This window comes from Bacillus sp. ZY-1-1 (genome assembly GCF_003047165.1).
GTDB lineage: Bacteria > Bacillota > Bacilli > Bacillales > Bacillaceae > Bacillus > Bacillus velezensis.
On sequence record NZ_CP027061.1, the window covers coordinates 3264084 to 3289661 of the forward strand.

Annotated in this window: 23 protein-coding genes; 8 read left to right on the top strand and 15 right to left on the bottom strand. The window is 46.8% G+C overall.

The window, feature by feature from the left end:
• Nucleotides 1-26: 26 nt before the first annotated feature.
• From C5I45_RS16260 to C5I45_RS16285, 6 genes are all read right to left on the bottom strand, one after another.
• Nucleotides 27-1469, bottom strand: coding sequence for a DUF4179 domain-containing protein (locus C5I45_RS16260; RefSeq protein WP_107994511.1), 1443 nt, complete (start codon nucleotides 1467-1469; stop codon nucleotides 27-29).
• A complete protein-coding gene (locus C5I45_RS16265) occupies nucleotides 1451-1984 on the bottom strand; it encodes a sigma-70 family RNA polymerase sigma factor (RefSeq protein WP_003155783.1) in 534 nt (177 codons plus the stop codon). The genes C5I45_RS16260 and C5I45_RS16265 overlap by 19 nt, the downstream gene beginning before the upstream one ends.
• A gap of 102 nt (nucleotides 1985-2086) precedes the next feature.
• A complete protein-coding gene (guaA, locus tag C5I45_RS16270; RefSeq protein ID WP_003155784.1) occupies nucleotides 2087-3628 on the bottom strand; it encodes a glutamine-hydrolyzing GMP synthase in 1542 nt (513 codons plus the stop codon).
• A 162-nt stretch (nucleotides 3629-3790) separates the two neighbouring features.
• Nucleotides 3791-5998, bottom strand: coding sequence for a DUF4129 domain-containing transglutaminase family protein (locus C5I45_RS16275; protein ID WP_015388596.1), 2208 nt, complete (start codon nucleotides 5996-5998; stop codon nucleotides 3791-3793).
• Nucleotides 5999-6016: 18 nt separating this feature from the next.
• Nucleotides 6017-7186: a DUF58 domain-containing protein gene (locus tag C5I45_RS16280; RefSeq protein ID WP_107994512.1), complete on the bottom strand. Its 1170-nt coding sequence runs from the start codon at nucleotides 7184-7186 to the stop codon at nucleotides 6017-6019.
• Nucleotides 7186-8148: an AAA family ATPase gene (locus C5I45_RS16285; RefSeq protein ID WP_025853956.1), complete on the bottom strand. Its 963-nt coding sequence runs from the start codon at nucleotides 8146-8148 to the stop codon at nucleotides 7186-7188. Before C5I45_RS16285 ends, C5I45_RS16280 begins: the two co-directional genes overlap by 1 nt.
• A gap of 335 nt (nucleotides 8149-8483) precedes the next feature.
• Between C5I45_RS16285 and gabP the strand changes: the two genes are divergently transcribed.
• The 4 genes from gabP to C5I45_RS19805 all read left to right on the top strand — a co-directional run bounded on the left by gabP (nucleotide 8484) and on the right by C5I45_RS19805 (nucleotide 12192).
• Nucleotides 8484-9869: a GABA permease gene (gabP, locus tag C5I45_RS16290; RefSeq protein WP_012116987.1), complete on the top strand. Its 1386-nt coding sequence runs from the start codon at nucleotides 8484-8486 to the stop codon at nucleotides 9867-9869.
• A gap of 110 nt (nucleotides 9870-9979) precedes the next feature.
• Nucleotides 9980-11518: an outer spore coat copper-dependent laccase CotA gene (cotA, locus tag C5I45_RS16295; protein WP_003155789.1), complete on the top strand. Its 1539-nt coding sequence runs from the start codon at nucleotides 9980-9982 to the stop codon at nucleotides 11516-11518.
• Nucleotides 11519-11725: 207 nt separating this feature from the next.
• Nucleotides 11726-11935, top strand: coding sequence for a cold-shock protein (locus tag C5I45_RS16300; protein WP_007408879.1), 210 nt, complete (start codon nucleotides 11726-11728; stop codon nucleotides 11933-11935).
• 98 nt (nucleotides 11936-12033) lie between these two features.
• Complete coding sequence (locus C5I45_RS19805) at nucleotides 12034-12192, top strand: hypothetical protein (protein ID WP_003155794.1); 159 nt, start codon at nucleotides 12034-12036, stop codon at nucleotides 12190-12192.
• Nucleotides 12193-12222: 30 nt separating this feature from the next.
• On the opposite strand, the gene C5I45_RS16305 is transcribed toward C5I45_RS19805, so the two are convergent.
• Both C5I45_RS16305 and C5I45_RS16310 read right to left on the bottom strand, forming a co-directional pair.
• Nucleotides 12223-13269 carry a TolB family protein gene (locus C5I45_RS16305; RefSeq protein ID WP_057080043.1) on the bottom strand — a complete coding sequence of 349 codons (1047 nt, stop codon included), beginning with the start codon at nucleotides 13267-13269 and terminating at the stop codon, nucleotides 12223-12225.
• A gap of 65 nt (nucleotides 13270-13334) precedes the next feature.
• Nucleotides 13335-13703, bottom strand: coding sequence for a septal ring lytic transglycosylase RlpA family protein (locus tag C5I45_RS16310; protein WP_003155798.1), 369 nt, complete (start codon nucleotides 13701-13703; stop codon nucleotides 13335-13337).
• A gap of 359 nt (nucleotides 13704-14062) precedes the next feature.
• On the opposite strand from C5I45_RS16310, the gene C5I45_RS16315 reads away from it, so the two are divergent.
• The 4 genes from C5I45_RS16315 (at nucleotide 14063) to C5I45_RS16330 (ending at nucleotide 18852) form a co-directional block, all read left to right on the top strand.
• Nucleotides 14063-15103 carry a 2,3-butanediol dehydrogenase gene (locus C5I45_RS16315; RefSeq protein WP_003155800.1) on the top strand — a complete coding sequence of 347 codons (1041 nt, stop codon included), beginning with the start codon at nucleotides 14063-14065 and terminating at the stop codon, nucleotides 15101-15103.
• A 188-nt stretch (nucleotides 15104-15291) separates the two neighbouring features.
• Nucleotides 15292-15789 (top strand): RNA polymerase sigma factor SigV, encoded by a 498-nt coding sequence (locus tag C5I45_RS16320; RefSeq protein WP_107994513.1) that lies wholly within the window; start codon nucleotides 15292-15294, stop codon nucleotides 15787-15789.
• Nucleotides 15789-16649, top strand: coding sequence for an anti-sigma-V factor RsiV (rsiV, locus tag C5I45_RS16325; protein ID WP_014304535.1), 861 nt, complete (start codon nucleotides 15789-15791; stop codon nucleotides 16647-16649). The genes C5I45_RS16320 and rsiV overlap by 1 nt, the downstream gene beginning before the upstream one ends.
• Nucleotides 16650-16920: 271 nt before the next feature.
• Nucleotides 16921-18852, top strand: a complete 1932-nt coding sequence (locus C5I45_RS16330) for an acyltransferase family protein (RefSeq protein WP_024084969.1) — start codon at nucleotides 16921-16923, stop codon at nucleotides 18850-18852.
• A gap of 41 nt (nucleotides 18853-18893) precedes the next feature.
• On the opposite strand, the gene C5I45_RS16335 is transcribed toward C5I45_RS16330, so the two are convergent.
• The 7 genes from C5I45_RS16335 to C5I45_RS16365 form a co-directional block, all read right to left on the bottom strand.
• The gene (locus C5I45_RS16335) at nucleotides 18894-19898 is read right to left on the bottom strand and encodes an SPFH domain-containing protein (protein WP_095318556.1); all 1005 of its coding nucleotides are present in this window, start codon (nucleotides 19896-19898) and stop codon (nucleotides 18894-18896) included.
• Between the two features lie 26 nt (nucleotides 19899-19924).
• Nucleotides 19925-20686 carry a TPM domain-containing protein gene (locus C5I45_RS16340; RefSeq protein WP_107994514.1) on the bottom strand — a complete coding sequence of 254 codons (762 nt, stop codon included), beginning with the start codon at nucleotides 20684-20686 and terminating at the stop codon, nucleotides 19925-19927.
• A complete protein-coding gene (locus tag C5I45_RS16345; protein ID WP_070081456.1) occupies nucleotides 20686-21711 on the bottom strand; it encodes a TFIIB-type zinc ribbon-containing protein in 1026 nt (341 codons plus the stop codon). Before C5I45_RS16345 ends, C5I45_RS16340 begins: the two co-directional genes overlap by 1 nt.
• A 50-nt stretch (nucleotides 21712-21761) precedes the next feature.
• On the bottom strand, nucleotides 21762-22448 hold the full coding sequence (locus C5I45_RS16350) for a PspA/IM30 family protein (protein WP_025853951.1): 687 nt from the start codon (nucleotides 22446-22448) through the stop codon (nucleotides 21762-21764).
• Between the two features lie 114 nt (nucleotides 22449-22562).
• Nucleotides 22563-22880 (bottom strand): YjdJ family protein, encoded by a 318-nt coding sequence (locus tag C5I45_RS16355; protein WP_107994515.1) that lies wholly within the window; start codon nucleotides 22878-22880, stop codon nucleotides 22563-22565.
• A 231-nt stretch (nucleotides 22881-23111) separates the two neighbouring features.
• On the bottom strand, nucleotides 23112-24074 hold the full coding sequence (locus tag C5I45_RS16360) for a carbohydrate kinase family protein (protein WP_071543301.1): 963 nt from the start codon (nucleotides 24072-24074) through the stop codon (nucleotides 23112-23114).
• 101 nt (nucleotides 24075-24175) lie between these two features.
• The gene (locus C5I45_RS16365; protein ID WP_046560190.1) at nucleotides 24176-25552 is read right to left on the bottom strand and encodes an MFS transporter; all 1377 of its coding nucleotides are present in this window, start codon (nucleotides 25550-25552) and stop codon (nucleotides 24176-24178) included.
• Nucleotides 25553-25578 lie beyond the last annotated feature (26 nt).

The following is a 25578-nucleotide window of genomic DNA, read 5'->3' on the forward strand; positions in this document are numbered from 1 at the left end:
AGACGGCAAGGGCCGCCTTCCCGGCATCATTTTCCGTCCGCAGGCCGAACCGGCACCGTGAATGTGATCCCCTTGTCATCCGCCAGCAAGTTCATAACCGTTTGATTGACGTACAAAGCATATGAATCGAATGAGAAATCGCGCAATGAATAGTCTTTATCGGATGAATCATCTAATTCAAAAACGGATTCCATTTCACCCTTTTTAAGATTCGTGACTTTCGCCTTATTCCCTTTCAGATAATAGCCTTTTTCATACTCATTAAGCGATGGCCAAGTTTTCATTTTTTTCGTATTGCCGAGACCGATTGATTCACCGACATTCATCAGCTGATCTTTATCCGCTTTGCTGTAATTAATTCCTGTGAATTGATAATCGACGATCACCCGTCTGTCTTGCTGTTTGATCTTTTTGATGGTAATGCCGACATGATGATGTTTCGTTTTATAACTGACGGGCAGTTTTGTTTTCAGAGGCACGATTTCTCCCGGCTCTGATTCTGTTTTTATATCGCCCGTTATGAAAAGTGTTTTCGCTTTCGGGTCTATCGGTTTGCTGAATTGAGTTTGGCCGCGTATTCTTTTCCCGCCGCCGGGAAGATTCTTCCTGCCGCCAAGTTCAATATTCGACATCGTCATTTCATAATGGTTTCCAGCATCATCCGTTGCTTCGTCAATCGAGATGGCATCATTTTTGGCTGCATCATAGAAGTCGATAGAATACAGGAGGGCCGATCCCATCGTTCCGTTTTCCGCCCGGATATCGAAAAAGCGGTATAATCCGTGATTTACATTCACAGCTTTCGTTCCTTCAAGAGAAACGGACTTTTGTTTTTTAATAGGGAGTGTAAAGCGCCAGTTTCCGGGGATATCCTTGATTTGTGTAATGACAAGCGGAAGCTTATCACCGTCTTTCAGCTTTGAGCCGTCCGTGAACAGGCGAAGCTGCCCCGCGTACCGCCCGTCTTTCATTTTTTTCATATCACTGCTGTCATAATCCTCTGCTAACATATTCCGTGGATCTTTATAATCGACTTGAAAAGAGATGCTCTCCTCATCTGATTTCAAATTATTAACGATAAAGTTATAAACGAGCTGTCCGCTGTCGTAATACACACTTTTCACTGTCACCGTGATTCCGCGTGATTCCGCTTTTTCGTTCAGTTTTGTCACCAAATTGCTTTTAAACAGCGCAGAACCTGCCTTATCCTGAAACAGACTGTAAATTTGTCCGGCAACAGGAATGTTTCCCATAGCCGTGTTAACGGAGGGCATGAACAAGCCTGAGGACAGATACAGAATAAACAGAGCAGCAGCAACCGCGAGGCCGTTTATCACTTTTCGTCCCCATCTCCGTCTGACGGCGCCTTCATTTCCGGCACGGACAGCAGCGCTGTGTATCACGTTTTTCAACTCAGCTTTCGGCACGTCAATGTCCTGATACAATTGCTTCATTTGATGCTTTTCCATATGTGTTTATCCTCCTTTTCCAGCTCCTGCTTCAATGCTTTTCTCGCCCTGTGCAAATGCGTTTTCACAGTGCCTTCCGCCATACCGGTCTGTTCAGCGATCATACCAATCGAGAAATCTTGAAAATAATAAAGCTGAATGGTCAGCTGTATATGTTCATCAAGCGTTTCCAGAGCATTCCGAAGATCTATGTATTCTTCAATGTTCTTATTCTCCGCGCGTGTGTCGTGCTGCGGCTCAAACGGAATGACGTCTCCGTGCTTTTTCCTCATCGCAAAAATCGTATGAAGCAGAATCCGGATCAGCCACGTTTTAAAATATTTCGGCTCCTTCAGCTGTGCGATATGAAGAAAAGCCTTGTAAGCCGTTTCCTGAACAGCGTCCAGTGTATCTTCCTTGTGATGCAAATAAAGATAAGCTGTTTTATATAAAGTCTCCTGATGGGTTGTGATCAGTTTTTCAAAGGCTGCGGCATCACCTTTTTTCGCCTTTTTGATCAATCGTTCTTCCTTCACCTTATCCACCTCCTATGCTGTTAGATATGAATCGGGGCAAAACGGTTTCAAAAAGATGAAAAAAAACGCCTCTTTTTTAAAAGAGACGTTTTTTATCTTCATTTATTCCCACTCAATCGTTGCAGGCGGCTTGCTCGTAATGTCATACACGACGCGGTTGATGTGTTTCACTTCGTTGACGATCCGTGTTGAAATCACTTCAAGCACATCCCAAGGGATACGCGCCCAGTCAGATGTCATGCCGTCAATTGATGTTACGGCACGGATACCGATTGTGTAATCATACGTTCTCGCATCTCCCATGACGCCGACGCTGCGGATGTCAGGAAGAACCGTGAAGTACTGCCAGATGTCGCGCTCAAGGCCGTGGTTCGCCACTTCTTCACGCAGAATCGCGTCTGATTCACGAACGATCTCAAGTTTTTCTTCCGTTACTTCACCGAGTACGCGGATGCCAAGTCCAGGGCCCGGGAACGGCTGACGCCATACGATATCATCCGGAAGGCCGAGCTCTGTGCCAAGCGCGCGCACTTCGTCTTTGAAAAGGGTGTTCAGCGGCTCGATCAGTTCAAACTGCATATCTTCAGGAAGTCCGCCGACATTGTGATGCGATTTGATCGTTTGCGCCGTTGCAGTACCGCTCTCGATAATATCCGTGTAAAGCGTTCCTTGCGCAAGGTAATCGATGCCTTTCAGCTTGTCCGCTTCATCATCAAATACGTAAATGAATTCGTTGCCGATGATTTTGCGTTTTTGCTCAGGATCAGAAACACCTTTCAGCTTGTTTAAGAATCTGTCTTTCGCATCAACTTTAATGACATTCATATTAAAGCCTTCGCTGAACGTTTTCATGACGCCTTCAGCTTCGCCTTTACGAAGCAGGCCGTGATCGACGAAAATACAAGTCAGCTGGTCGCCGATCGCTTTATGAATTAAAGCGGCCACAACAGAGGAATCAACACCGCCGCTTAGCGCGCAAAGAACCTGCTTGTCTCCGACTGTTTCGCGGATTTTTTGCATTTCGATTTCGATAAAGTTTTCCATTGACCATTCGCCTTTACATTCACAAGGCCCGAAGACAAAGTTTTTCAGAAGGTCATTTCCGTATTCTGAATGACGGACTTCCGGATGGAACTGCACACCGTACCATTTTTTGTCTTTTTTGCTCATCGCCGAGTTCGGGCAGTGATGGCTCGTCGCGTCTACCGTAAATCCTTCCGGCACTTGTACGACTAAGTCGCCGTGGCTCATCCAGACAACTTGTTCTTCCGGAAGATCCTTGAACAAGTCAGGAGTTCCTTGAATCTGAATGTTCGCTTTTCCGTATTCGCGCTGGCTTGCCGCCTCGACTTTCCCTCCGAGGTAATGAGTCATCAGCTGCATGCCGTAGCAGATGCCCAATACAGGAATATCGAGTTCAAAGATTTTTTCATCACAGCGGAAAGATCCTTCATCATATACACTGTTCGGTCCGCCTGAAAGGATAATTCCTTTTGGATTCATTTCTTTGATTTCCTCAGCTGTCAACGTATGGGGATGCAGCTCGCTATATACGCCAAATTCACGGATCCGGCGGGTAATCAGCTGGTTATACTGACTGCCGAAATCAAGAACAAGAATCATTTCATTCACTAACTTCGTCATGGTTGTCACCTAATCTCCTCTAAGTTTTTGACACAGAAAAAACGGAGGACACACGTTCAGCCCTCTGTCGGCAAGACTTGTCCGGAAGCCCGGCTTTTTAACGCTCCCGGGCTCCCATTTAACATTCATATATTCTAACAACAGGACGATATGCGGTCAAGACTATCTTCTTTTAATTATATTTTCCCACAACTGTCCCGATTCATTCCAAAGCTTTGCGGCATTATCGCTGCGGTATAAAGCACGCTCATAGCGCAGCGTCAGCTCGGACATGTCGTTTGTATGGTGCGCCTCATCAACCCTTGCGGCAAAATCGCGGAGCGTTTCTCCGTCTCCCCTGCTGAACCCTTTTCGTTTCAGCTGGCGGAGCAGCGCGGCATATGCGTCGAAAAAGACGTCTTCATCCGTTCGCCGCTTCAATCTGGCTGCTGTAACGTGCGGAATCCAGCGCACCCGGAACAGCCAGGCGAGTGCCGCCGCGGCTGAAATTACGATGACGATGGCTGCATACGGCCACAGGTGTGCCGCGGTTTTGTTGCGGATCACAGGCTGCGGTGCCGCGCTGTGATCCCGCTTTTTCGGTGTTTCTTCTTTTTCCGGCTTTGTTTCCTGACGCTGCTTGTCAGACGGTGAATCCGAATTCCCCGCTGAGCCTCCGCTGTCTTTTGCCGCGGTATGATTTTGCTCTGACGTAAACTCCGTCGGATTGGTGAAGCCTTTTGTCGGCTCAAACGTCACCCAGCCCTGATCGGGAAAATACACTTCTACCCACGAATGGGCGTTGTTGTTTGTGACTTCATAAATGTGGCCGTTATGGTCGCCTGCCCCTTTATATTCACCGGATGTATAGCCCTTCACCCAACGGGCGGGAATTCCCGCAGAGCGGAGCAGCACGGCCATTGCCGATGAAAAGTTATCACAATATCCTCTTTTCGTTTCAAACAGAAATTGATCGACATAATCCTGATTGTGCTCCGGAACCGCGACATCCTGTGTATTATACGAAAATGCGGAAGATCCGAGATAATCCTCGATCGCCTTCGCTTTATCGAACATATTATGATGATTCCGCGTCAGTCTGTCCGCAAGCTGTCGCACTCTTTTCGGAAGGCTGTCGGGGACCTGTAAATACCGGTCATTGAATTGATTCTGCTCACGGTATCGTTTCACTTTCACTTTTCTGAGATCATTCAGCTTAAAGACGGGCGCCTGAAAAGTCACCGTGTACCGTCCCATATTGCGGATGTTGCCCACTTGTTCACTGACCGGCGTAATTTGCTCGGTGTTTCCGTTCATTTCAAGCAGAATCGAGTGCTTCGGTTTAATATTGGAGACGCCGATCGGATACATGACGTGATTATAGAGATAATTCTCATCAATGGACACCTGTGCCGTATACCGTCTCGTCTGCACACTCCGGTCAAACCATATATCTTCCACATTGCCGCCGTTCAGTTTATAGGACATGCCCTGATCGGTCTCCACCCAGCCTTTCCCCGTGTATGTATCTTTCGTTTCCACCCGGAAGTACGCCCGTTCTTTTCCCTTCCATGTAAAAACCGGCGTATCATCCTCCTGAAAAGGACCGCCCAATGTTTCATCATGATTGCCGTAGCCGATTTTGCTTTCGGCGGCGGGCACTTCTTTGTGGTTTGTGATTTTTTTTAGAAACGGCACGGGATCCGGCCAGTTCGGGTCTGATTTCGGAGCCGCCAGACCGAACACGACGGAAGCGCAGATAAACAGCATCAGCGGCAGAAACCATTTGAGTATCAATCTTTTTTTAAACGCTATGTGTTCCGTAAGCCGGATGCGCTCCATATACAAAAGCCCCATCATCAAAAAGCCGATAAAGACGATCCGGATGACGGCGTACGCGGCATCATAAGGAGTAAACGTATCAAGCACGGTGATATACGCCACCGTCATGATAAAAAAGAATAATATTTTCCGCTGATAGATCACCCAGTAATGCAGCAAATACACGAGCAGCCATAAAAGCACAAAAAACAGCAACGTGCGGAATGACGGATTCATATCATTCCATCTTCCGGTTCCGATGTGGCGGGCATTTTGCATCACGTCCCGCAAAAAAGAAACGAGCCATTCCGGCTGAAAAATAGAACCTTTATAAAACAGGATGTGAATACTGATCAACGTAAACAGAATGCAGGACGGCACGGTGACGTACCACCTCATCCGGAAGAATGACAGCAGAAATGCCAAACCGATAAAAACGATGAAAAAACCGGTATGTTTTGTATCCGTAAAATTGTGCAGCGGCCTGAGCCATTCCCATAACAATAAAAAAGCGAGAAAATAAAACAGCAGCAGACTCAGCCTGCTTCCCTGGTTCTCGTCATGCGGCATGGCGCGCCACCTCTCTTTCTAAACAACATGGGACACCCGTTTGTCCCTGATCATTTGCACCTTAATATTTTTCTGAGCGAAGATGAGAGCGAGTTTCCGTTCTTTCTCCGAAAGCGCGGCATTCGTTTCTTTCGCCAAAAACACCGTCATGTCAGCACGGCCGGGATCAGCCTGTTTGAGAAGGTCTTCTGTAAGACTGCCCGTCACGAGGGCAACGGAAGCTTTACCCAGTTCTTTTCCTAAACGCCCGCCTGCATCGGCTTCTTCCGATTCTGAAGCTGATGCCAGGTAACGCAGCATCTGTCTGAAATGCCGCTCTCCCTCCCGGACGGGAAATACAGTCCGGTCGCTCCCCAATGAAATAAATCCTGCGGGAGAGCCCTTCACAAGCGCCGTGTAAAGCAGGGATGCCGAAGCTGACACCGCGGCTTCAAACGAAGGGGACGGCCTGCAGTCCAAAAGGAGAATCATATTCATACTCTGCAGCGGGTCAAATTCCTTCGTCATCAGCTCATTTCGACGCGCCGATGTTTTCCAGTCAAGTGCGGAAAACCGGTCGCCCGGCTGATAATTTCTGACGCTCGCAGCCATTGCTGTGCGGTGTACCTGAAACGGAGCACCGGCACCCGCACCCTCTTCTCCGGATGCAGCCTGCGGCTTATAGTGAACAGGCCCGTACGCCGGGAAAACAAGAACCGTATCCGTTACGGAAAACGACGCCGTCTTGTCCAAAAGCCCCAGAACATCTCCCGTCCGCACTCTGATCGTATGTAAATGATGCTCTCCGCGCGGCACCTGCGGCAGCTCATATTGTAACGTCAGCTTCCTTTGAAACCACGGAAACACAAGCTGTTTCGCACTGCGCCTCTCGCCAAGCGTTTCCGGCATCACATCTTCAATGACCATATATGTCAGCGGAAACGGCAGGCGCCTCATCAGCCTGATGGTGACAGACAGCCTGTCGCCTGAGGTTAACTGGGCGGAGGACACGTCACGCGCCACCTGAAACGCCCGCAGCGGGTACACAGCGACCAGCCCGGCGTAAACGGTAAACGGCAAAAACGCATAAAATAAAAACCAGCTCACAAATCCGCCCTGAAACATGGCATAAGAAAAGACAGCCGCCGTCAGTACGGCCAACATAAGCAGCTTCCAGCCATATAGAAGCCAATGCATCTTCTTTCTCATTAGCGGACCGACATCCTTTGAACGGGAACTTTTTCCGTTTGCATGATGTCTTCTATAACCGCTTCCGGCGTCACATCGTTAAATTTCGCCTCGGCGGTCAAGATCATTCTGTGCGGCAGCGTATACGGAGCCAAATACTGGACGTCATCAGGAATGACGTAATCGCGGTCATGAAGCAGCGCGTACGCCTGCGCGGCTTTCATTAATGAAATTGAACCGCGCGGGCTGACGCCCAGATGTACGGACGGATGCCGGCGGGTATGCTGAGTAATGCCGACGATATACGCTTTAATTCCATCATCCACCCGCACCTGCTCCAGTTTTTGCTGGAGGGTGATGAACTGTTCTTTAGAAATGACGGGCTCGATTGTTTCAAGCGGATTGCGCCCTTCCTGCAAAGACAGAACCCGAAGCTCCTCCTCGGCAGTCGGGTAGCCCATGCGCAGCTTAAATAAAAACCGGTCAAGCTGGGCTTCGGGAAGCGGATAAGTTCCTTCATATTCAACCGGGTTTTGTGTGGCCATGACGAAAAACGGCTCAGCCAGCCGCATTGTCTTTCCGTCAATCGTGACATTCCCTTCCTCCATCGCCTCAAGCAGGGAAGACTGAGTTTTCGGAGAGGTTCTGTTAATTTCATCAGCCAGCACGATATTCCCCATGATCGGTCCCGGGCGGTATTCAAATTCCATTGTTTTCGTATTATAAATAGAGACACCCGTCACATCTGACGGCAGAAGATCCGGCGTGAACTGAATCCTCTTAAAGTCAGCTCCGATCAGCTTGGCCAAAGCCCGGACCATCATCGTTTTTCCGACTCCCGGCACGTCTTCCAGCAGCACATGCCCTTTTGCGAGAATGGCGGCCAGACTGAGTATGGCGATATCCCGTTTTCCTATGATGATGTTTTCAATATGCTCAACGGCTTTCTCCAGCAGCGGATGCAGCTCTTCTTTATAAGCCATTCTTCTCCTCCTAGTCATCTCTCAAATTTCAATTATCGTAACCTAACTTTACCACAAAATATAAACAGTATAAAAAAACGTTTCCAGCGAATTGTTTCCAGTCCGAAAAAGGAAAAAAGCTCCCTTTAGAAAGGAAGCTTTATTTCAGCTGGAGAGGCTCCATATGAACGTGTGAATGGTCAATGGCATATTCCTCTTTCATCCCGGTACTACTGCTGTACGGATGAGAAAAAAATGTCATATTTTCTTACATCATTTTCAACTGTCTGTGGCATTTATGATAGAATAATACTTGTCGGAATATTCAGCATAAACAAACCAAAAGGAGGCAAAGAATGAATCAGCCTAACTCTTTATCTAAGGGATTAAAAACCCGGCATATGACCATGATTTCAATTGCCGGCGTGATCGGCGCCGGATTATTTGTCGGAAGCGGATCAGTCATTCATTCCACCGGACCCGGAGCGATTGTCTCCTACGCTTTAGCAGGATTATTAGTGATTTTTATTATGAGAATGCTGGGGGAAATGTCCTCCGTCAACCCGACAAGCGGTTCGTTTTCACAGTACGCGCATGACGCCATCGGTCCTTGGGCCGGTTTTACGATCGGATGGCTGTATTGGTTTTTCTGGGTCATCGTCATTGCCATTGAAGCCATTGCAGGCGCCGGAATCATACAGTACTGGTTCCCGGGCATTCCGTTATGGCTGACGAGTCTGCTTCTGACCGTGCTGTTAACACTGACGAATATTTATTCAGTTAAATCGTTCGGCGAATTTGAATACTGGCTTTCCTTAGTGAAGGTAGCGACGATCGTTGTCTTCTTAATCGCGGGATTTGCGTTCATTTTCGGAATCGTTCCCGGCAGCAAGCCGGTCGGGCTGGAAAATCTGGCGGGCAGCGGCGGATTTTTCCCTAAAGGTCCAAGTTCCGTTCTGCTCGGCATCGTCGTTGTCATTTTTTCTTTCATGGGATCTGAAATCGTCGCAATCGCAGCGGGAGAAACGTCAAATCCGGTCGAATCCGTCACAAAGGCGACCCGCTCAGTCGTTTGGCGGATCATTATTTTTTACGTCGGCTCCATTGCGGTTGTGGTCACACTGCTGCCATGGGATTCAGCCAATATTTTGGAAAGCCCCTTCGTTGCCGTTTTGAGCCATATCGGGGTTCCCGCAGCCGCTCAAATCATGAATTTCATCGTCCTGACAGCCGTTCTGTCCTGCCTGAACTCCGGGCTTTATACGACGTCACGGATGCTGTATTCACTGGCAGAGCGAAATGAAGCGCCGCGGCGTTTTATGAAACTGAGTAAAAGAGGCGTACCGGTTCAAGCCATTATCGCCGGCACCTTTTTTTCCTACATTGCCGTTGTTATGAACTACTTTTCTCCAGACTCCGTATTTTTGTTCCTGGTCAATTCATCAGGGGCGATCGCACTGCTCGTCTATCTCGTCATCGCCGTCTCACATCTGAGAATGAGAAAGAAAATCGAACGGACAAACCCTGAATCTCTTAAAATCAAAATGTGGTTCTATCCGTACTTAACCTACCTGACGATCATCGCCATTTGCGCCATCTTGTTATCTATGCTGTTTATCAGTTCAATGCGGTCTGAATTTCTGCTGACAGGATTTATTACTCTGCTGGTACTTGCCTCATATGTATTCCGCAAAAAACAAAAACCGAAAGAGAGCGCTTCCGAAAGCCGTGTTGCGCAATAACCGCAAACACCCCCCTCTCAAAAAAGGGCGGGTGTTTTTTTAACCAACCTGTTCCAGGCAGCATTAACTGTAGTACAGGATTTCAATAAATGATAAGGACAGGATGAAAAATGGCACTAGAAAAATTTGCAGATGAACTGCCGATTATCGAAACACTCCAGCCGCAGAAGAAATCAGACGGCAGCACGTATTATGAAGTCACCATGAAGGAATGCTTTCACAAGCTGCACCGCGATCTCCCGCCGACCCGGCTTTGGGGGTATAACGGTTTGTTTCCCGGCCCGACGATCGACGTGAACAAAGATGAAAACGTCTATATTAAATGGATGAATGACCTGCCGGATAAGCACTTTCTGCCCGTGGATCATACCATTCACCATTCAGAAAGCGGCCATCAGGAACCCGATGTCAAAACCGTCGTCCATTTACACGGAGGAGCAACGCCGCCGGACAGCGACGGCTACCCGGAAGCCTGGTTCACAAAGGATTTTAAGGAAACGGGTCCTTATTTTGAGAAAGAGGTATACCATTATCCAAACAAACAGCGCGGGGCTCTGTTATGGTATCACGATCACGCCATGGCGATTACGAGGCTCAATGTGTACGCCGGGCTTGCCGGGATGTATATCATCCGCGAGCGAAAAGAAAAGCAGCTGAAGCTTCCCTCCGGAGAGTACGACGTACCGCTTATGATTTTGGACCGCACGTTAAATGACGACGGTTCCTTGTCTTATCCAAGCGGACCTGCTAATCCTTCCGAAACGCTGCCCGACCCTTCCATCGTCCCGTTTTTTTGCGGAAATACCATTCTTGTCAACGGAAAAGCATGGCCGTATATGGAAGTTGAACCGCGGACATATCGCTTCCGCATTCTTAATGCCTCCAATACGAGAACATTTTCTCTCTCGCTCAATAACGGCGGGAAGTTTATCCAAATCGGTTCTGACGGCGGACTGCTTCCCCGCTCTGTCAAAACACAATCTATCAGCTTAGCCCCGGCCGAGCGGTATGATGTGCTCATCGATTTCTCCGCCTTTGACGGAGAACATATCATTTTAACGAACGGCACCGGCTGCGGGGGCGACGTCGATCCGGATACAGACGCCAATGTGATGCAATTCCGCGTCACAAAACCGCTGAAGGGAGAAGACACAAGCCGGAAGCCTAAATATCTTTCAACAATGCCTAATGTAACATCAAAAAGAATACACAACATCAGGACACTTAAACTCACAAATACGCAAGACAAATACGGCCGGCCCGTTTTGACGCTGAATAACAAGCGATGGCATGATCCTGTGACAGAAGCGCCGAAGCTCGGCGCAACGGAAATCTGGTCGATTATCAATCCGATGGGGGGAACCCATCCGATACACCTGCACCTTGTTTCCTTCCAAATCCTTGACCGGCGTCCCTTTGACTTAGAGCGTTATAACAAATTCGGCGACATTGTGTATACAGGCCCCGCCGTCCCGCCTCCTCCAAGTGAAAAAGGCTGGAAAGACACCGTGCAGGCGCACTCGGGGGAAGTCATCAGAATCGCGGCGACTTTCGCTCCTTACAGCGGACGCTACGTATGGCACTGTCATATTTTAGAGCACGAAGATTACGACATGATGAGACCGATGGACGTCACGGATAAGCAGTAAACAAACATCCCCCCCTTTCTCCAGAAGGGGCTTTTTTTATTTATCCAAAAAGAAAAAATAAGAAGGCGCTTTTTTGCATATACTGTAATAACAGGAAGACGATGCACCCTCATTGGAAATCTGGATAGAAAAAGGAATTAGGAGATTAGGGAAAAGTATGAGACAATGAAGGAGTGCACGAAAATTCATAAGGGAAGAAGTGACTTTATGTCTTACTACAACAAACGTAATCAGGAACCGCTGCCTAAAGAAGATGTCAGTACGTGGGAATGCACAAAAGAGGACTGTATCGGCTGGAGCAGAAAGAATTTTGCCGGCAGTGATACCCCGACTTGCCCCCTTTGCGGCAGTAAAATGATCGACGGCGTCCGTTCGTTGGTAAATCTCCAAAACAATAATCAAACGGCATCAAGTTAGACCTCCCTTTTACGAGTCTCAACATAGAGAAGGCCTCCATGTCTCATGAGAGGCCTTTGCGTTATCATGTCCTTTTATGATGCAAAGGAGCAATGAACATGAAAAACGATCGGCAGCAGAAAGATCTGAAGGAAATGGCAAAACGGCGGAAAATGAACCTTGCCGCACAGTCATTCATCGAAACGCTTCATTTTGCCGTTCCGATTCTCCGTTTTTTCAAATGGCTCGCCTCAGCCGCAGCCAGCTTTGTTCATTAAAAAACACCCAGCGGGCGCTGAGTGTTTTTTTCATGGTTGGATGACGGAAAAACTATTGATAATGCCGTGGTCATTTTCCCAGACTTTTTCGCATTTTTTCGTATCCAAATGATAAGCATAAATGGTCCGGACCTTCGCATTCCGCCCCGTTTCATCCTTCAGTCGCTTAGCGCCTTTTGCTTCCGCCATGAAATAAATGATGCTGCCGTCTTTAGAAAACTGAGGCTGGGCATCAATCAGCGGAGCGAAATCCTTCCCGTTTGAGATAATCGTTTCATCTTTTTTCGTTTTGACATTCATCAGACGGATGGACGCTTTTTGTTCCGTCCCTTTTTGTGTATAAGATGTAAAGACAAGGTTCTTACCGTCCGGTGACACCGCCACGCCGCTGATAAACTGTTCAAGGTTTGTCAGGTCCTGAAGGTGTTCGCCCGCTCCTGCTGCAAATCGGATATTCGTCGGTTCAGGGTCAATCCCCTTCTCATTTGCCTCATCCGTTTTTTGATAATCCTCTTTTACGGAATAATGCAGAAGTGCAAAATCGTTTTGGCTGCGGTTATAAAAGAAGCTGCTTACACTGTCGTCTTTCTCATCAGCGGCAGGATACAGATTTTCATAACGTTTCGTTTTCAAATCAAAAGATGCTAGACGGAAAATATCTTCATCCGCTTTTCCGAGACGGAAATAAATGTGCGTCAGATCCTTTGATAAAAACAGACTGTCAGCGCTTGCCGTTCCTTTATAAAGCACCATCTTCTTTTTCGTCTTCAGATCAAGCTTATACAGACGCATCTCATTTTGGTCATTATTCCCGACAAAATAGAGCACCTGATGGGCGTCATCCAGTGCAAACGCCGGATATGCCGAAAGCTTTTCCTCGTACAGCACGCGGTCGTCCTCGTAATATTTCGTCATCAGATCTTTGTCTGTAATGGAAACAAGCAGCTTGTCATGGCCGCCGGAGACAACGGCTTTTCCGCCGCCGTCGCTTTTTCCTTTGATCAGTAAAACGGACGCGATGACCGCCGCCGCCAAAACGGCGGCAAGCAACATCCAGATCCATCGTTTCTTTTTCATTATCAATCTCTCCGTCAATCAGAAAAAGCAAGAATCAGAGTCCTTGCTTTTTAAGATGGTCTATTTTAATAGCTGTAGTGTCCGGATACTCTTCCTTTGCTTAACGGATATCCGAGCGCTTTGAACGCTTTCGGGCTGACATCCAATACGGCATTCGGCAGACGGCCTACATCATTTTTGTATACTGTGATAACCTTTTTTGGTTTTGCTTTCGCATAAGCTCTGATTTTCGTTCCGTTTCTCGGAACGTCAAATCCTAATTTTGTCGCGCAATCCCAGTGTCCCAGTTTTTTACCGGAAGATCCTTTTTTACCGACTCCATTATACCATGTAATATTTCCGTTCACTTTTTTAGCACTTGCATCAGAAGAGAAACTGATCGCTCCCAGCGTGCTTCCTGCTAAAATCAATAAGGCTAAGAATAACTTCTTCAAGCTTTCGTCCTCCTGATTCTTTATTCTAGGCAAAATTATACACCAAGAAGACGATTATAATATTTCAATCACTTTACATGTTCATTACAACGTGATGAGACATGCACATAACGACGGCACAATTACCTGTTCTATATAATTCCATGGTAAATTATACTACAAAATTTAATTCATTAGCGTTATAATATTCATAGAGTATTTCTGCATTCAATATGGACTTTTTATAAGGCCTATTGATAGTTGCATAATATGATATATTTTGAGAAATCAGGCTTTAGGAAGCACTTTATTCCTTTTAACCGTGGTTCATATTGATCATGTACCTATACTCGTTTCAATCAGACTAGGAGTGATAATCAATGAAAGCGGCAAGATGGCACAATCAAAAAGACATTCGAATCGAAAACATTGATGAACCTAAAGCAGAACCGGGTAAAGTCAAAATTAAAGTCAAATGGTGCGGGATTTGCGGAAGCGACCTTCATGAATATTTGGGAGGCCCGATCTTTATTCCGGTCGGCGAACCTCATCCGTTAACAAACGAAATGGCGCCCGTCACGATGGGTCACGAATTCTCAGGAGAAGTCGTGGAAGTGGGCGAAGGCGTCAAAAATTACAGCGTCGGCGACCGTGTCGTCGTGGAACCGATTTTTGCCACACACGGACATCAGGGAGCCTATAACCTTGATGAACAAATGGGATTCTTAGGCTTAGCCGGAGGCGGCGGCGGATTTTCTGAATATGTATCCGTTGACGAAGAATTGCTGTTTAAGCTTCCTGAAGAGCTTTCTTACGAACAGGGCGCGCTTGTTGAGCCGTCAGCGGTAGCGCTTTACGCCGTCCGCCAAAGCAAATTAAAAGCGGGCGACAAGGCGGCAGTTTTTGGCTGCGGACCGATCGGGCTGCTTGTAATTGAAGCCCTGAAAGCGGCCGGCGCCACAGATATTTACGCGGTTGAACTTTCACCGGAACGTCAGGAAAAAGCGAAAGAACTCGGCGCTATCATCATTGATCCGTCAAAAACGGACGATGTCGTTGAAGAAATCGCTAAACGCACAAACGGCGGCGTTGATGTTTCTTATGAAGTAACAGGCGTTCCTGTCGTTCTCCGCCAGGCGATCCAGTCAACAAACATTGCCGGTGAAACGGTTATCGTCAGCATCTGGGAAAAAGGAGCGGAAATTCATCCGAACGATATCGTCATCAAAGAACGGACCGTAAAAGGGATTATCGGATACCGTGACATCTTCCCTTCCGTTCTTGCACTGATGAAAGAGGGCTACTTCTCAGCAGATAAGCTCGTCACGAAAAAAATCGTGCTCGACGATCTGATTGAAGAAGGCTTCGGCGCTTTAATCAAAGAGAAAAACCAAGTGAAAATCTTAGTCAAACCGAACTAAACCGTTCAGCTGAATATCAGACACATCCGAAAAAGAGCCGTTCCGGCTCTTTTTTTCATCTCATCGTCTTTCCTTCCTTTTCCTTTTAAAAATGATCCCCTCTGCGCAAACTATTTTTCACCCTGTCCCGTCTATCCTTAGGCAGCAGCCTATGATACGTATTTTTTAAAAAGGAGCCCTTTGAAGCAATGAAGAACGAAACAGCCAAAGCGTCGCTTGTGACGTGCATAACTGAGCGCAAGGAAGACTTTTACCGGCTTGCGTACAGTTACGTAAAAAACAAGGATGACGCGTTAGATATTGTTCAGGAATCAATTCAAAAAGCGCTGACATCGGTCGAATCCGTCAAAAACCCCGATGTGATCAAAAGCTGGTTTTATAAAATTTTAGTGCGCACGGCCATTGATTTTCTCCGCAAACAGAAAAAACTGAAAGTGATGGATGATGAAACGATCGAGTTTTTAAGCCGAGGAAAGGAAGATCACTACAAGGACACAGACCTTCACGAAACGCTTGATGACCTGCCGCATCAATATAAAACCATTATCATTCTGCGTTTCTTTGAAGACCTGAAATTAGAAGAAATCGCGGACATCACGGGGGAAAACATCAACACCGTCAAAACACGCCTTTACAGGGGGCTGAAGCTCATGCGCATTCAGCTGACGAAGGAGGATCTTTCTTAATGGAAAAGAGATTAGAACAATTAAGAGAAGAGTATAAAAGTGTGCCCATTCCTAAGGAACTGGACAGCATTGTCGAAAAAGCCCTTCAGCAAAAACCGAAGAAAAAACGAATCGTGATGTGGCCGACATCCGCGGCAGTCGCTGCGGCCGTCTTATTTACCGCCGTTGTCAATATCAACCCGGATGCCGCACAAGCCATGTCTAAAATCCCCGTCATCGGCAAAGTCGTCCAAGCCATCACATTCACGGAGATGAAGGAAGAAAAGAACCAATCAAGCATTGATGTGAAAACGCCCGCTCTGTCCGGACTTTCCGATCATAAACTCGAAGACAGCATCAACCGGCATTATATGAAAGAAAGCAAAGAGCTGTATCAGGAATTTATGAAGGCGACCTCAAAAAGCAAAAAAGGCCACCTCAGTATTTACAGCGATTATGAAACCGTTACTGACACAGCGGATCTGATCTCAATCCGCCGTGATATTGAAAAAACGCAAGCTTCATCTTATACGCAAAGCCGTTACATCACGATTGATAAAAAGAATGAGGCCGTGCTTACGTTAAAGAGTTTATTTAAAGATGACCGTTATATTAAAGTCATCAGCGAAAATATTAAAGAACAAATGAAAAAACAGATGAAAGAAGATCCGAATAAAATATACTGGGTCGAAGAAGATGATATGACGGAGCCTTTTAAAGCCATCCGCGCCGACCAGAATTTTTATATTACAGATAAGCATAAACTTGTTATTTCATTTGATGAATACGAAGCGGCACCCGGATATATGGGCGTTACAGAGTTTACAATACCGACCTCCGTCATCTCCAAGCTGCTTGTCGGAGACCGCTACATCAGATAAAGAAAGAAAAAAATCCATGATATCCGCAGATCATGGATTTTTTCTTTCGTCCCGCAACAGCCAAGATGCATAAGGGACCCTTTTCATATAACAGACGCCGGACGGGAACTGAAAAGTTTAAGAAAATCACAGCATTTCATACATTTTTTCTGAAACAAAATCCCCTTCCGAATGCGTCTAATTAACGGAACAAATGGAAGACAGTACAGAAATCAGCTATAGCTATCCGCAAAACAGCGAGAATTTCCGCACACATTATTGGAGGAATACCATGTCAGACAAGTCACTGCATCACCGCTATATTCCCGGACTGGATGGACTTCGCGCCTTTGCCGTCCTCGCAGTTATCGCATATCATCTGAATTTTAACTGGGCCGACGGCGGTTTCATTGGTGTTGATATCTTTTTTGTTTTATCGGGGTATTTAATTACATCTATTATATTGCCTGCCCAGGGCAATGACATCACCCTTGATTTGCGTGATTTTTGGGTGCGCCGGATCAGACGGCTTCTGCCGGCGGCTTATCTCATGATTATCACGACGGTCATTTGGGTCGTATTGTTTAACAGTGAGCTCCTGCATACCGTACGCGGAGATGCGGTCTCCTCACTTTTTTACATAAGCAATTGGTGGTTTATCTTTCATCAACTTTCTTATTTCGACAGCTTCGGCTCCCCTTCGCCATTAAAAAACCTTTGGTCGCTGGCGATTGAAGAACAGTTTTATATCATATGGCCCTTCCTGCTGCTTGCGGGAATGTACATATGTAAAACACGGGCCCGGCTTGCGGCCGCGGTCATGTTCCTCGCGTTATGTTCGGCAGTCGTAATGAGTATGTTGTATGTGCCCGGCGGAGATCCGAGCCGCGTCTATTACGGGACGGATACCCGGTCATTTGAATTGCTGATCGGCTGCGCTTTAGCTTTAGTGTGGCCGATGAAACGATTATCTTCCAAACGGCTGCCGAGCAGCATGAAACACCTGCTTCACGGGACGGAGCTTGCCGCTTTTGCCGCGCTGCTGCTTTGCGTCTTTTACACGGATGAATATGAACCCTTCCTGTACAAGGGCGGCATGCTTTTGATCAGCATCACCGCAGCGGTTCTTGTCGCATGTTTATGCCATCCGAGCAGCTTTTTGGGACATGTCCTTTCATGGAAGCCGCTTCGCTGGATCGGAACGAGATCATACGGAATCTACCTTTGGCATTACCCGGTTTTCGTACTGAGCACACCCGTGCAGGAAATCGGAAATCCGGTTTATTGGCACTGCGCCGTCAGAATCGGCGCCACTTTCATTCTTGCCGAGCTATCTTACCATTTCATTGAACAGCCGATCCGCACTGCGGGCTTCCGGCCATTTTTACGCCGCGTGTTTCTGAACCGCTTTCTGGAATGGAAGACGTCCTCTGTCATCAGCAGAATGTCGCTCGGTCTTATTCTTGCCGCCATTCTCGTATTTGCGGGCGGGCTGTCAGGGATAGCCGAAGAGAAAAAACAGCCGCAATGGACGTACGCGCAGAATGATCAGCAAGAAACCGCCGCCTCTTCGCACAAAACGGCCGATCACGATCAGCCTGCAAAAGAAGAAGACAGCAAGAAAAAACACGGCGGCGAAAAAACGGATACCGCGTCAGACAAAAACAAGAAAGAACCAGCAGACAAATCAGAAACGAAGAAAACCGACGAGAAAAAGGAACGGTCATCTCAAAAAAAGGCTGATTCAAAACAAACACAGCCTCAGCAAGACGTGCTGGCCATCGGTGACTCGGTGATGCTGGACATTGCGTCATACCTGCGGCAGTCCCTCCCTCATGTCACCATCGACGGAAAGGTAGGAAGACAAGTCTCTCAAGCACTCCAGCTCACTTCGGAATATGCGTCATTTAATCAGCCGAACAAAGCGGTCATCATCGAGTTAGGGACGAATGGCTATTTCACAAACAGCCAAATTGAATCACTGATCAGCTCCTTTTCAAAAGCCGATATCTATCTTGTCAACACGCGTGTACCGCGGCAGTGGGAAAGCAAAGTAAACGAATCATTGCGCCGGCAGGCCGAGTCACGCAAAAATGTGACCCTTGTCGATTGGCACGCAAAAGCATTGCAGCACCCTGAATACTTCACACCGGACGGCGTCCATCTCATACCTGAGGGATCAAAAGCGCTGACATCCCTTATCGTTCAAACAATGAAATCATGACAAAAAAAGAGGCCCAAACAAGGCCTCTTTTTCGTATATCGTCAGGCAAGCTTCTGTCCGCAATTCGGGCAAAAATTCGCGCCTTCCGTTTTCGTTCCGCAGTTCGGACAGAATTTCGGCTTAGCCGCTCCTTCCGATTCGTTTGCCGGTGCCGTCCCCTGATCCTGCTGACTTTGATTTTGCTGCGGCTGGTTCTGCTGATTTTGATTCATTTGGTTCATCATTTGATTTGCCACATTCATTCCCATCATCATGCCCGCCATGTCTGAGGCGGCGCCGCTTCCGCTCATTTTGCCGGATGACATGCCGTCCGTCATGGAAATCTGCTGATAGCGGTTCACATCCCCCACCATGCCGTAAGAAGCGTTTTTCGTAATCATATCCTGAACTTCCTGCGGATAGTTAAAGCTCATAATATTGAATCCCGTAATCGACATGCCGTCTCCGATCAGCTGCATATCAAGATCTTCTTGAATCCCTTTTCCGATTTCAAATGAATTCGACTGCAGATTGAACATGTCTTTTCCTTCTCTGGTGATCCATTTCATCAAAAGCTGATCGAGAATAGACGTAATCCGGATTTTAATGTCCTCCACTAAATAGCTGTCTTTGACACCCGCAATCTTATCAATCAATCCGATGTAGTCAATGACCTTGAAGTTAAATGTGCCGTTTGCGCGGATCGGCATACCGCCCGGCATACCTGCCGCCGGAATGTTGATAGCGTTTTTTGTGCCCCACTTCACGGTGAACTCCTTCGTATTCACAAACAGCACTTCAGCCCGCATGCCGCTGTTAAAGCCAAACTTAAACCCTTTTAGTGTCGATAGAAACGGAATGATTTCTGATTCGATATCATAATCGCCGTCATCACGGAAAATCCCTTCAATTTTCCCGTTGTATAAAAAGATGGCATCCTGTCCCGGCCGGATGATCAGACGGCTGCCTTTTTTAATTTCACGGTTGTTCCATTTATAGAAAACCATGTCGTCTCTGAATTCTTCCCATTCCACCACATTTGCTAACTGATTTCTGAAAAAACCCATGTATGCTCAAATCCTTTACATATAATTTAAAAACTTCCCTTGCTTCCGCTGTAACTCGTGCCGCCCCTCGTGACTCCGCCGTCATTGTCATTATCTTTATCAGGCTTTTTTTCTCTTGTAACGTCGGTTCGGATATATGTGTCGTGCTGGCTCAGCACTTCAGACGTATCGTGATCCATATACGTGCTGCCGGTGACGGTGACCTTGCCGCCGGAATTGTACACCATCACAGTGACGGCGATTCCGGCCGCGGCTGCGGCAATAATGAGCTGAAACCACCATGTAAGCAGCAGATTGTCAGACTTGTCGTCCGGGCTTTTCCCCATATCTTTATAAGCCATCTTGATGTAGGTCTGAAACGCCTTTTCATAATGGCCTGCGGAAATATCTGACGAGATCGTATTTCTGATCGTATTCAGCCGGCTGCTGTTCAAATACGTCTCCGCCTTTTTATATCCGGAGAGAAATACTTCCCGATCCTTCATATCAATAGTCAATATCGCCGTGCTTCCGCTAAAATGACTGTCATAAAAATCACCGGCATACTGTTCGATCTCCTTACCGCCCGTTCCGTTTGCGGTAAGAATGATAAAATCGGTATGGCGCTTTTCTCCCAGCTTCCCGGCCAATTCCTCAAGTTTCTTCGTTTCATCCTTCGTTAATAAATGGGCATTGTCATAAACATATTGCTTCTGTTCCGCGGCAGACGCTGATGTATGTAAAGAAAAAGACAGCATCAGAAAAAGGACAAAGCAGAAGAGACACGCTTTTTTCATCGATACTTTCATTAAAAACCGCCTCCTATCATAAGTGAGACGAGTCTTAATGCTAAAAACGCACCGGCGGTTATGCCGCCGAACCACGCGGCCACTTTTCCGGCACTGATCGGCGGTTTGCCGACAACCTTGCCCGTCTGCCCGTTCATCGCAAAAATGTGCTCAGCCCGCTCATAGTCGTAGCTGACCATCCAGACCGGAAGCAGTACGTAAAAGCTGCTGATTTTATCGGTCTGAATCTGCTCATCCGTAATGTCAGCCGTCGTATACCCGGAGAAGGTGGATCTGATATAAGAATCAATATAATGGCTGATTTTATCCTTCGCCCGCGGAAAGAGATCGTCATCGGTATAATTGTACTTTTCCGCTATATATCCCGCTAAATAGGCCGTATTAAACTCCTTCAGCTCACTGTAAGCGTAAGGCTCCAATTTGTCCATTAATTCATCATTCATTTTTTCTGAAGCGTCGACCGGAATTTTGAGATAATCAAGATTGATATCGCGGTACGCGTTGTAATACTCGGTCTCCGTCACCCGGTATTCTCCATCATCATAGTGATGCACTCTCGTACAAACGGCATTGACCTGAACCTTGCTGTTTAAGTCAAACATCCAAAACGGCACGTACATGCCGGTTATGCTCTTCACCCGATCGGCAGTCATAAATCCTTTCGGTGTCAGACGGCCGTTTCGGCACCACTTTTTAAAAGCGCTCATGGCTTCTTCTTTACTGATCGTAAAAGGAATCACCATCGAAGGCGCGAGATTTCCCGATAATCGGTCGGCGAGAACGGCGGCTCCTCCGCAAAACCCGCACGTCGTGGCCGTCGTTTCCGCCTCAGTCATTAATACTGCGCCGCAGTTCTCACAGCGGTACTCGTTCGCCTCATTTTCGGAAAATCTCGTCGTTATATACTCTTTTGGCAGGCTCTCAATCTGATCCTGCCGCCCGCAGCTGTGACATGTCAGCATGCCGGATGAACTGTCAAAGACCATATCATCGCCGCAGTTCGGGCATTTATAAGAAATGATCATTCTGTTTCTCTCACTTTCTCTTTGTATCGGACAAAACTGCAGCCCGCTGTCTATTGATCTTTACTGAAAAGCATTTTCTGCTTAAGTGCCGCCAACTCATCGTCGACACTGCTTTGATTGCTGTCATATTTAGCCGTCAGCTCGTCAATATCGTCTTTCGGAGACGCGTTCAGCTCAGCCATCGCATTGGCGTGATCAAGCGCCCGGTTGACCTTGTCTTCCATTCTGCCGAAAGCTGTCAGCGATTGGCCCGCGTTTGACACAGAGGACCCCAATTTGTTCATTCTCTCCTGCGTTTTTGCCACAGACCACTTCGCTTTGATGGCATTTCTTCGCGACTCAAGCTCTCCGATATCAGCGACAAGCTTGTCATGCATTTTGCGCATTTGAGACGCGTTGGAAGAAGCGAGCTGATAAGCCGTCTGCAGTTCAGTCAGTCTTGATTCAACAGCCGTTTTCCTTTCCAAAAATGTCCGCGCATCGGCTTCATTGCCGGCCTGCAACGCTTTCATCGCATAACTTTCCATCTTTTCGGCATCAGCCTGGCATTCCGTTAATGCTCTTTTCGCCCGCTGTTCCTCAGCCATGACAGAAGCTGTCTCCGCTTTCACTTTTCCTAAATCACTGTTCAGATTCCGTAAATATTGATCAACCATTTTTTCAGGGTTTTCAGCTTTATCCAGCAGCGCATTGATATTGCTTGACATAATGTCTTTAAATCTTCCTAAAATACTCATTTTTCATTTTCCTCCCAAAATTAAATAGTAACAAGTTCACAGTTATATATACTGCTTTTTTCGAAAAAGGTTTCATTTTCTCTTGAATTTATATATTTTTATATGAAAATAGTCTCATTCAGCCCATTTGTGCCGGCGGAAATTCCTCACAAGCAGATACAGTGAGAACAAAAAATAAACAAACAGCCCGATCATCAACGCGCTCACTAACGGATAATGCTTCGCAGCATACACAAAGAAATCCAACTGCGAAATCTGTTCCGGACTTGTAATCGTATCCGTCCCATTCAAAAGCTTTGAGAATTTAGCCGTATCATTCCAATCAAACGAGTCAGAAACAAGCTCACTCCCCTGATACCAATTGACAGCGGCGAGACAAAGAAAACAAAAAACAGAAAACGCGCATTGCACAATAAGAAAAACATGTTTCATAAAAAAATTCCTCCGCGGTTCAATATCACAGGCCGTCACACTGTACATGACGGCAGCAGCAGAAACTTGGTTTTACTCAGAACTGATAAAAACATTATTGTATGTACTTCACAGCGGTTCAATTTACTGGATGCCTTTCTAAAGTATACCGTATATCGAAAAGGGTTTCAGACCTAAATAAAGAGGATGCTTCCCGAAGTCCGATGACTTTCAAGAAACATCCTCCATACTTTACAGTGATACTTCAACCTCTTTTAAGCTCGGCAAAGCATCAATCGCACCGATTTTGGTGCACACGAGCGCCCCCGCTTTATTGGCAAATGAGACAATATCACGCAGCTTCGCAAAATCTTCGGCTGCCGTCTGAACCTCATCCGTGCGCGCCAGCTGATACAGCGCCGCGCCGACAAACGCATCGCCCGCTCCCGTTGAGTCTATTGATGTCACCGGAATGCTCGGAATGATGTCAATATCCTTCCCATTTGAAAGAAGGGTCCCGCTTTTCCCTAGTGTCACCGCCACAATACCGGCCCCAAGCTCATGAAGAACCGCAGCGCCTTCTTTATGATCCTTCGCACCGCTGATGATCTCAAGCTCTTCGTCACTGACTTTCACAAAATCACTTACGGCAATGGCTTTTTTTGCGGTGTTTATAAACTCTGAAACTCTTCCTTTCCATAAATCCTCACGGTAGTTAGGATCGAAGGAAATAAACTGTCCATTGTCTTTCGCAATCGACATCAGCCGTAAATAGGCCGAGCAAAACGGATCAGATAACAATGCCGTCGCTGATCCGAAATGAAGGATTTTCGCATCGTTTACCTTTTCCAGATCAATATCATCAAGCGTAAACAAAGCGTCCGCTCCTCTGTTAAACACAAAGTCGCGCTCCCCGTTTTGTTTTAATGAAACAAACGCAAGCGTTGTAGGCGCTTTCTCATCCATGACGAGCATAGACGTATCGACATGTACGGCGTCCAATGTCTGCTTCAGAAAGTACCCGAACGGATCTTTGCCTGTTTTCCCGCTGAAAGCCGCGTCTCCGCCCAGCTTAGCAATGGCTGCCGACACATTCGCCGGTGCGCCGCCGGCACTTTTTAAGAAATTGCGCCCTTCCGTCAAATCAACATCCACATCGGTACAAAAGAAATCAATTAACAATTCTCCAATACAAATAACAGATTGCCTTCCCACATTATCACACTCATTTATCAATTCTCGATTATAGTTTCAGTATAGTGCTTTCTGTCATAAATACAACCGTTTACATAGAATATTTTAAATTTTACGTATACTTATCTGGCAGCCCTTTGCTCCAGATCAGACATCATCTGCTGATATTTTTTTTCAGTTAAAGGATAAAAAGAAATAAGAATAATAGACAGCAGAATGAACAATCCCGGAATGAGCGCATTCATATTTTTAATCGCATTCAATGACGAGGCGGTCTGATCGGTATTCGCGGCATATCCGGCGATTCCGAGATAAACGGCCGAAAATGACCCCGCTAACGCAACTCCGAGCTTATTGATGAAACTCATGCTCGAAATCACCACGCCATCAGCCCGGACTCCGGTTTTCCATTCCGCATAATCGACACAATCGGCAACCATTCCCCAAGCAAGCGTATTTAAAGGCGTCGTGAAAAATCCCGAAACGAAAAGCCAAAAGAAAATAAGGGGAATCGAGGAATACGATGTAAACTGAAGGCCCGCATAAGAAATCAGCGATAACGCCGCCGTGATGATCATGACCTGCTTCCGGCCCCGCTTCTTAGAAAAGAAAGGAATAAACAGATTGCTGATCAGCGCTGCGCCGAAAAACAGCACGGTTCCTAAAAACACAAATTCCTTATGGCTGACGTTATACGTAAAATAGTACACCATCGTGCTGAGCTTAATGTTAAACCCGATCGCAAAAGCTAAAAATGAAGAAACCAAAATGAGCAAAGGCTTGTTTCGGAACAAAACAGACAACGTCTTTTTCATTCCTTGTTTTTTTCTTTTTTCAGGCTGAATCCGTTCCCGCACGGTAAAGAAGCTGAACAGATTCAATGCGATGCTCACCGCCGCATAGATAAGCGCCGTCATCTGGAATCCGAACGCCTGATCTTTCCCGCCGATGGCGTCCGCAAGCGGTGTCGCACAGGAAATCGACAACAGAATTCCGATATAAACCAAAATCATCCGGGTCGTCGTCAGAACCGTCCGTTCCTCCACGGAATTCGTCATTCGCCCCGTTAAGCTGTTGACCGGAATCGTCTGCATGCTGAAGGACATCCCAAGCAGAATATAAGTGATGTACGCATAAACCATGTTCCCCGTCTCGCCGAAATGAGGAGTCGTAAAGCATAAGAACGTAAATAACGCAAAAGGAAACGCCACCCACAAAAGATACGGCCTTGCCTTTCCCCATCTTGTATTCGTCTTGTCTAGAATCACGCCCATAATCGGATCAAAAATAGCGTCCAGCACCCTTACGATAAGAAACAAAGCTGCGATGACCGCAGGCTTAATGCCGCCGACATCTGTATAGTAGAATAATAAGTATGCGTTTACAAACTGAAAGATAATATTGTACGACATATCGCCGAATCCGTAGCCGATCCGTTCCATCCAGGACAGGCCGCGATGTTTCGTCTTTACTGCCGCTGCTTTTTCTGTTTCAATCATCATTTCCCACCCCAAGAATCCGTTTT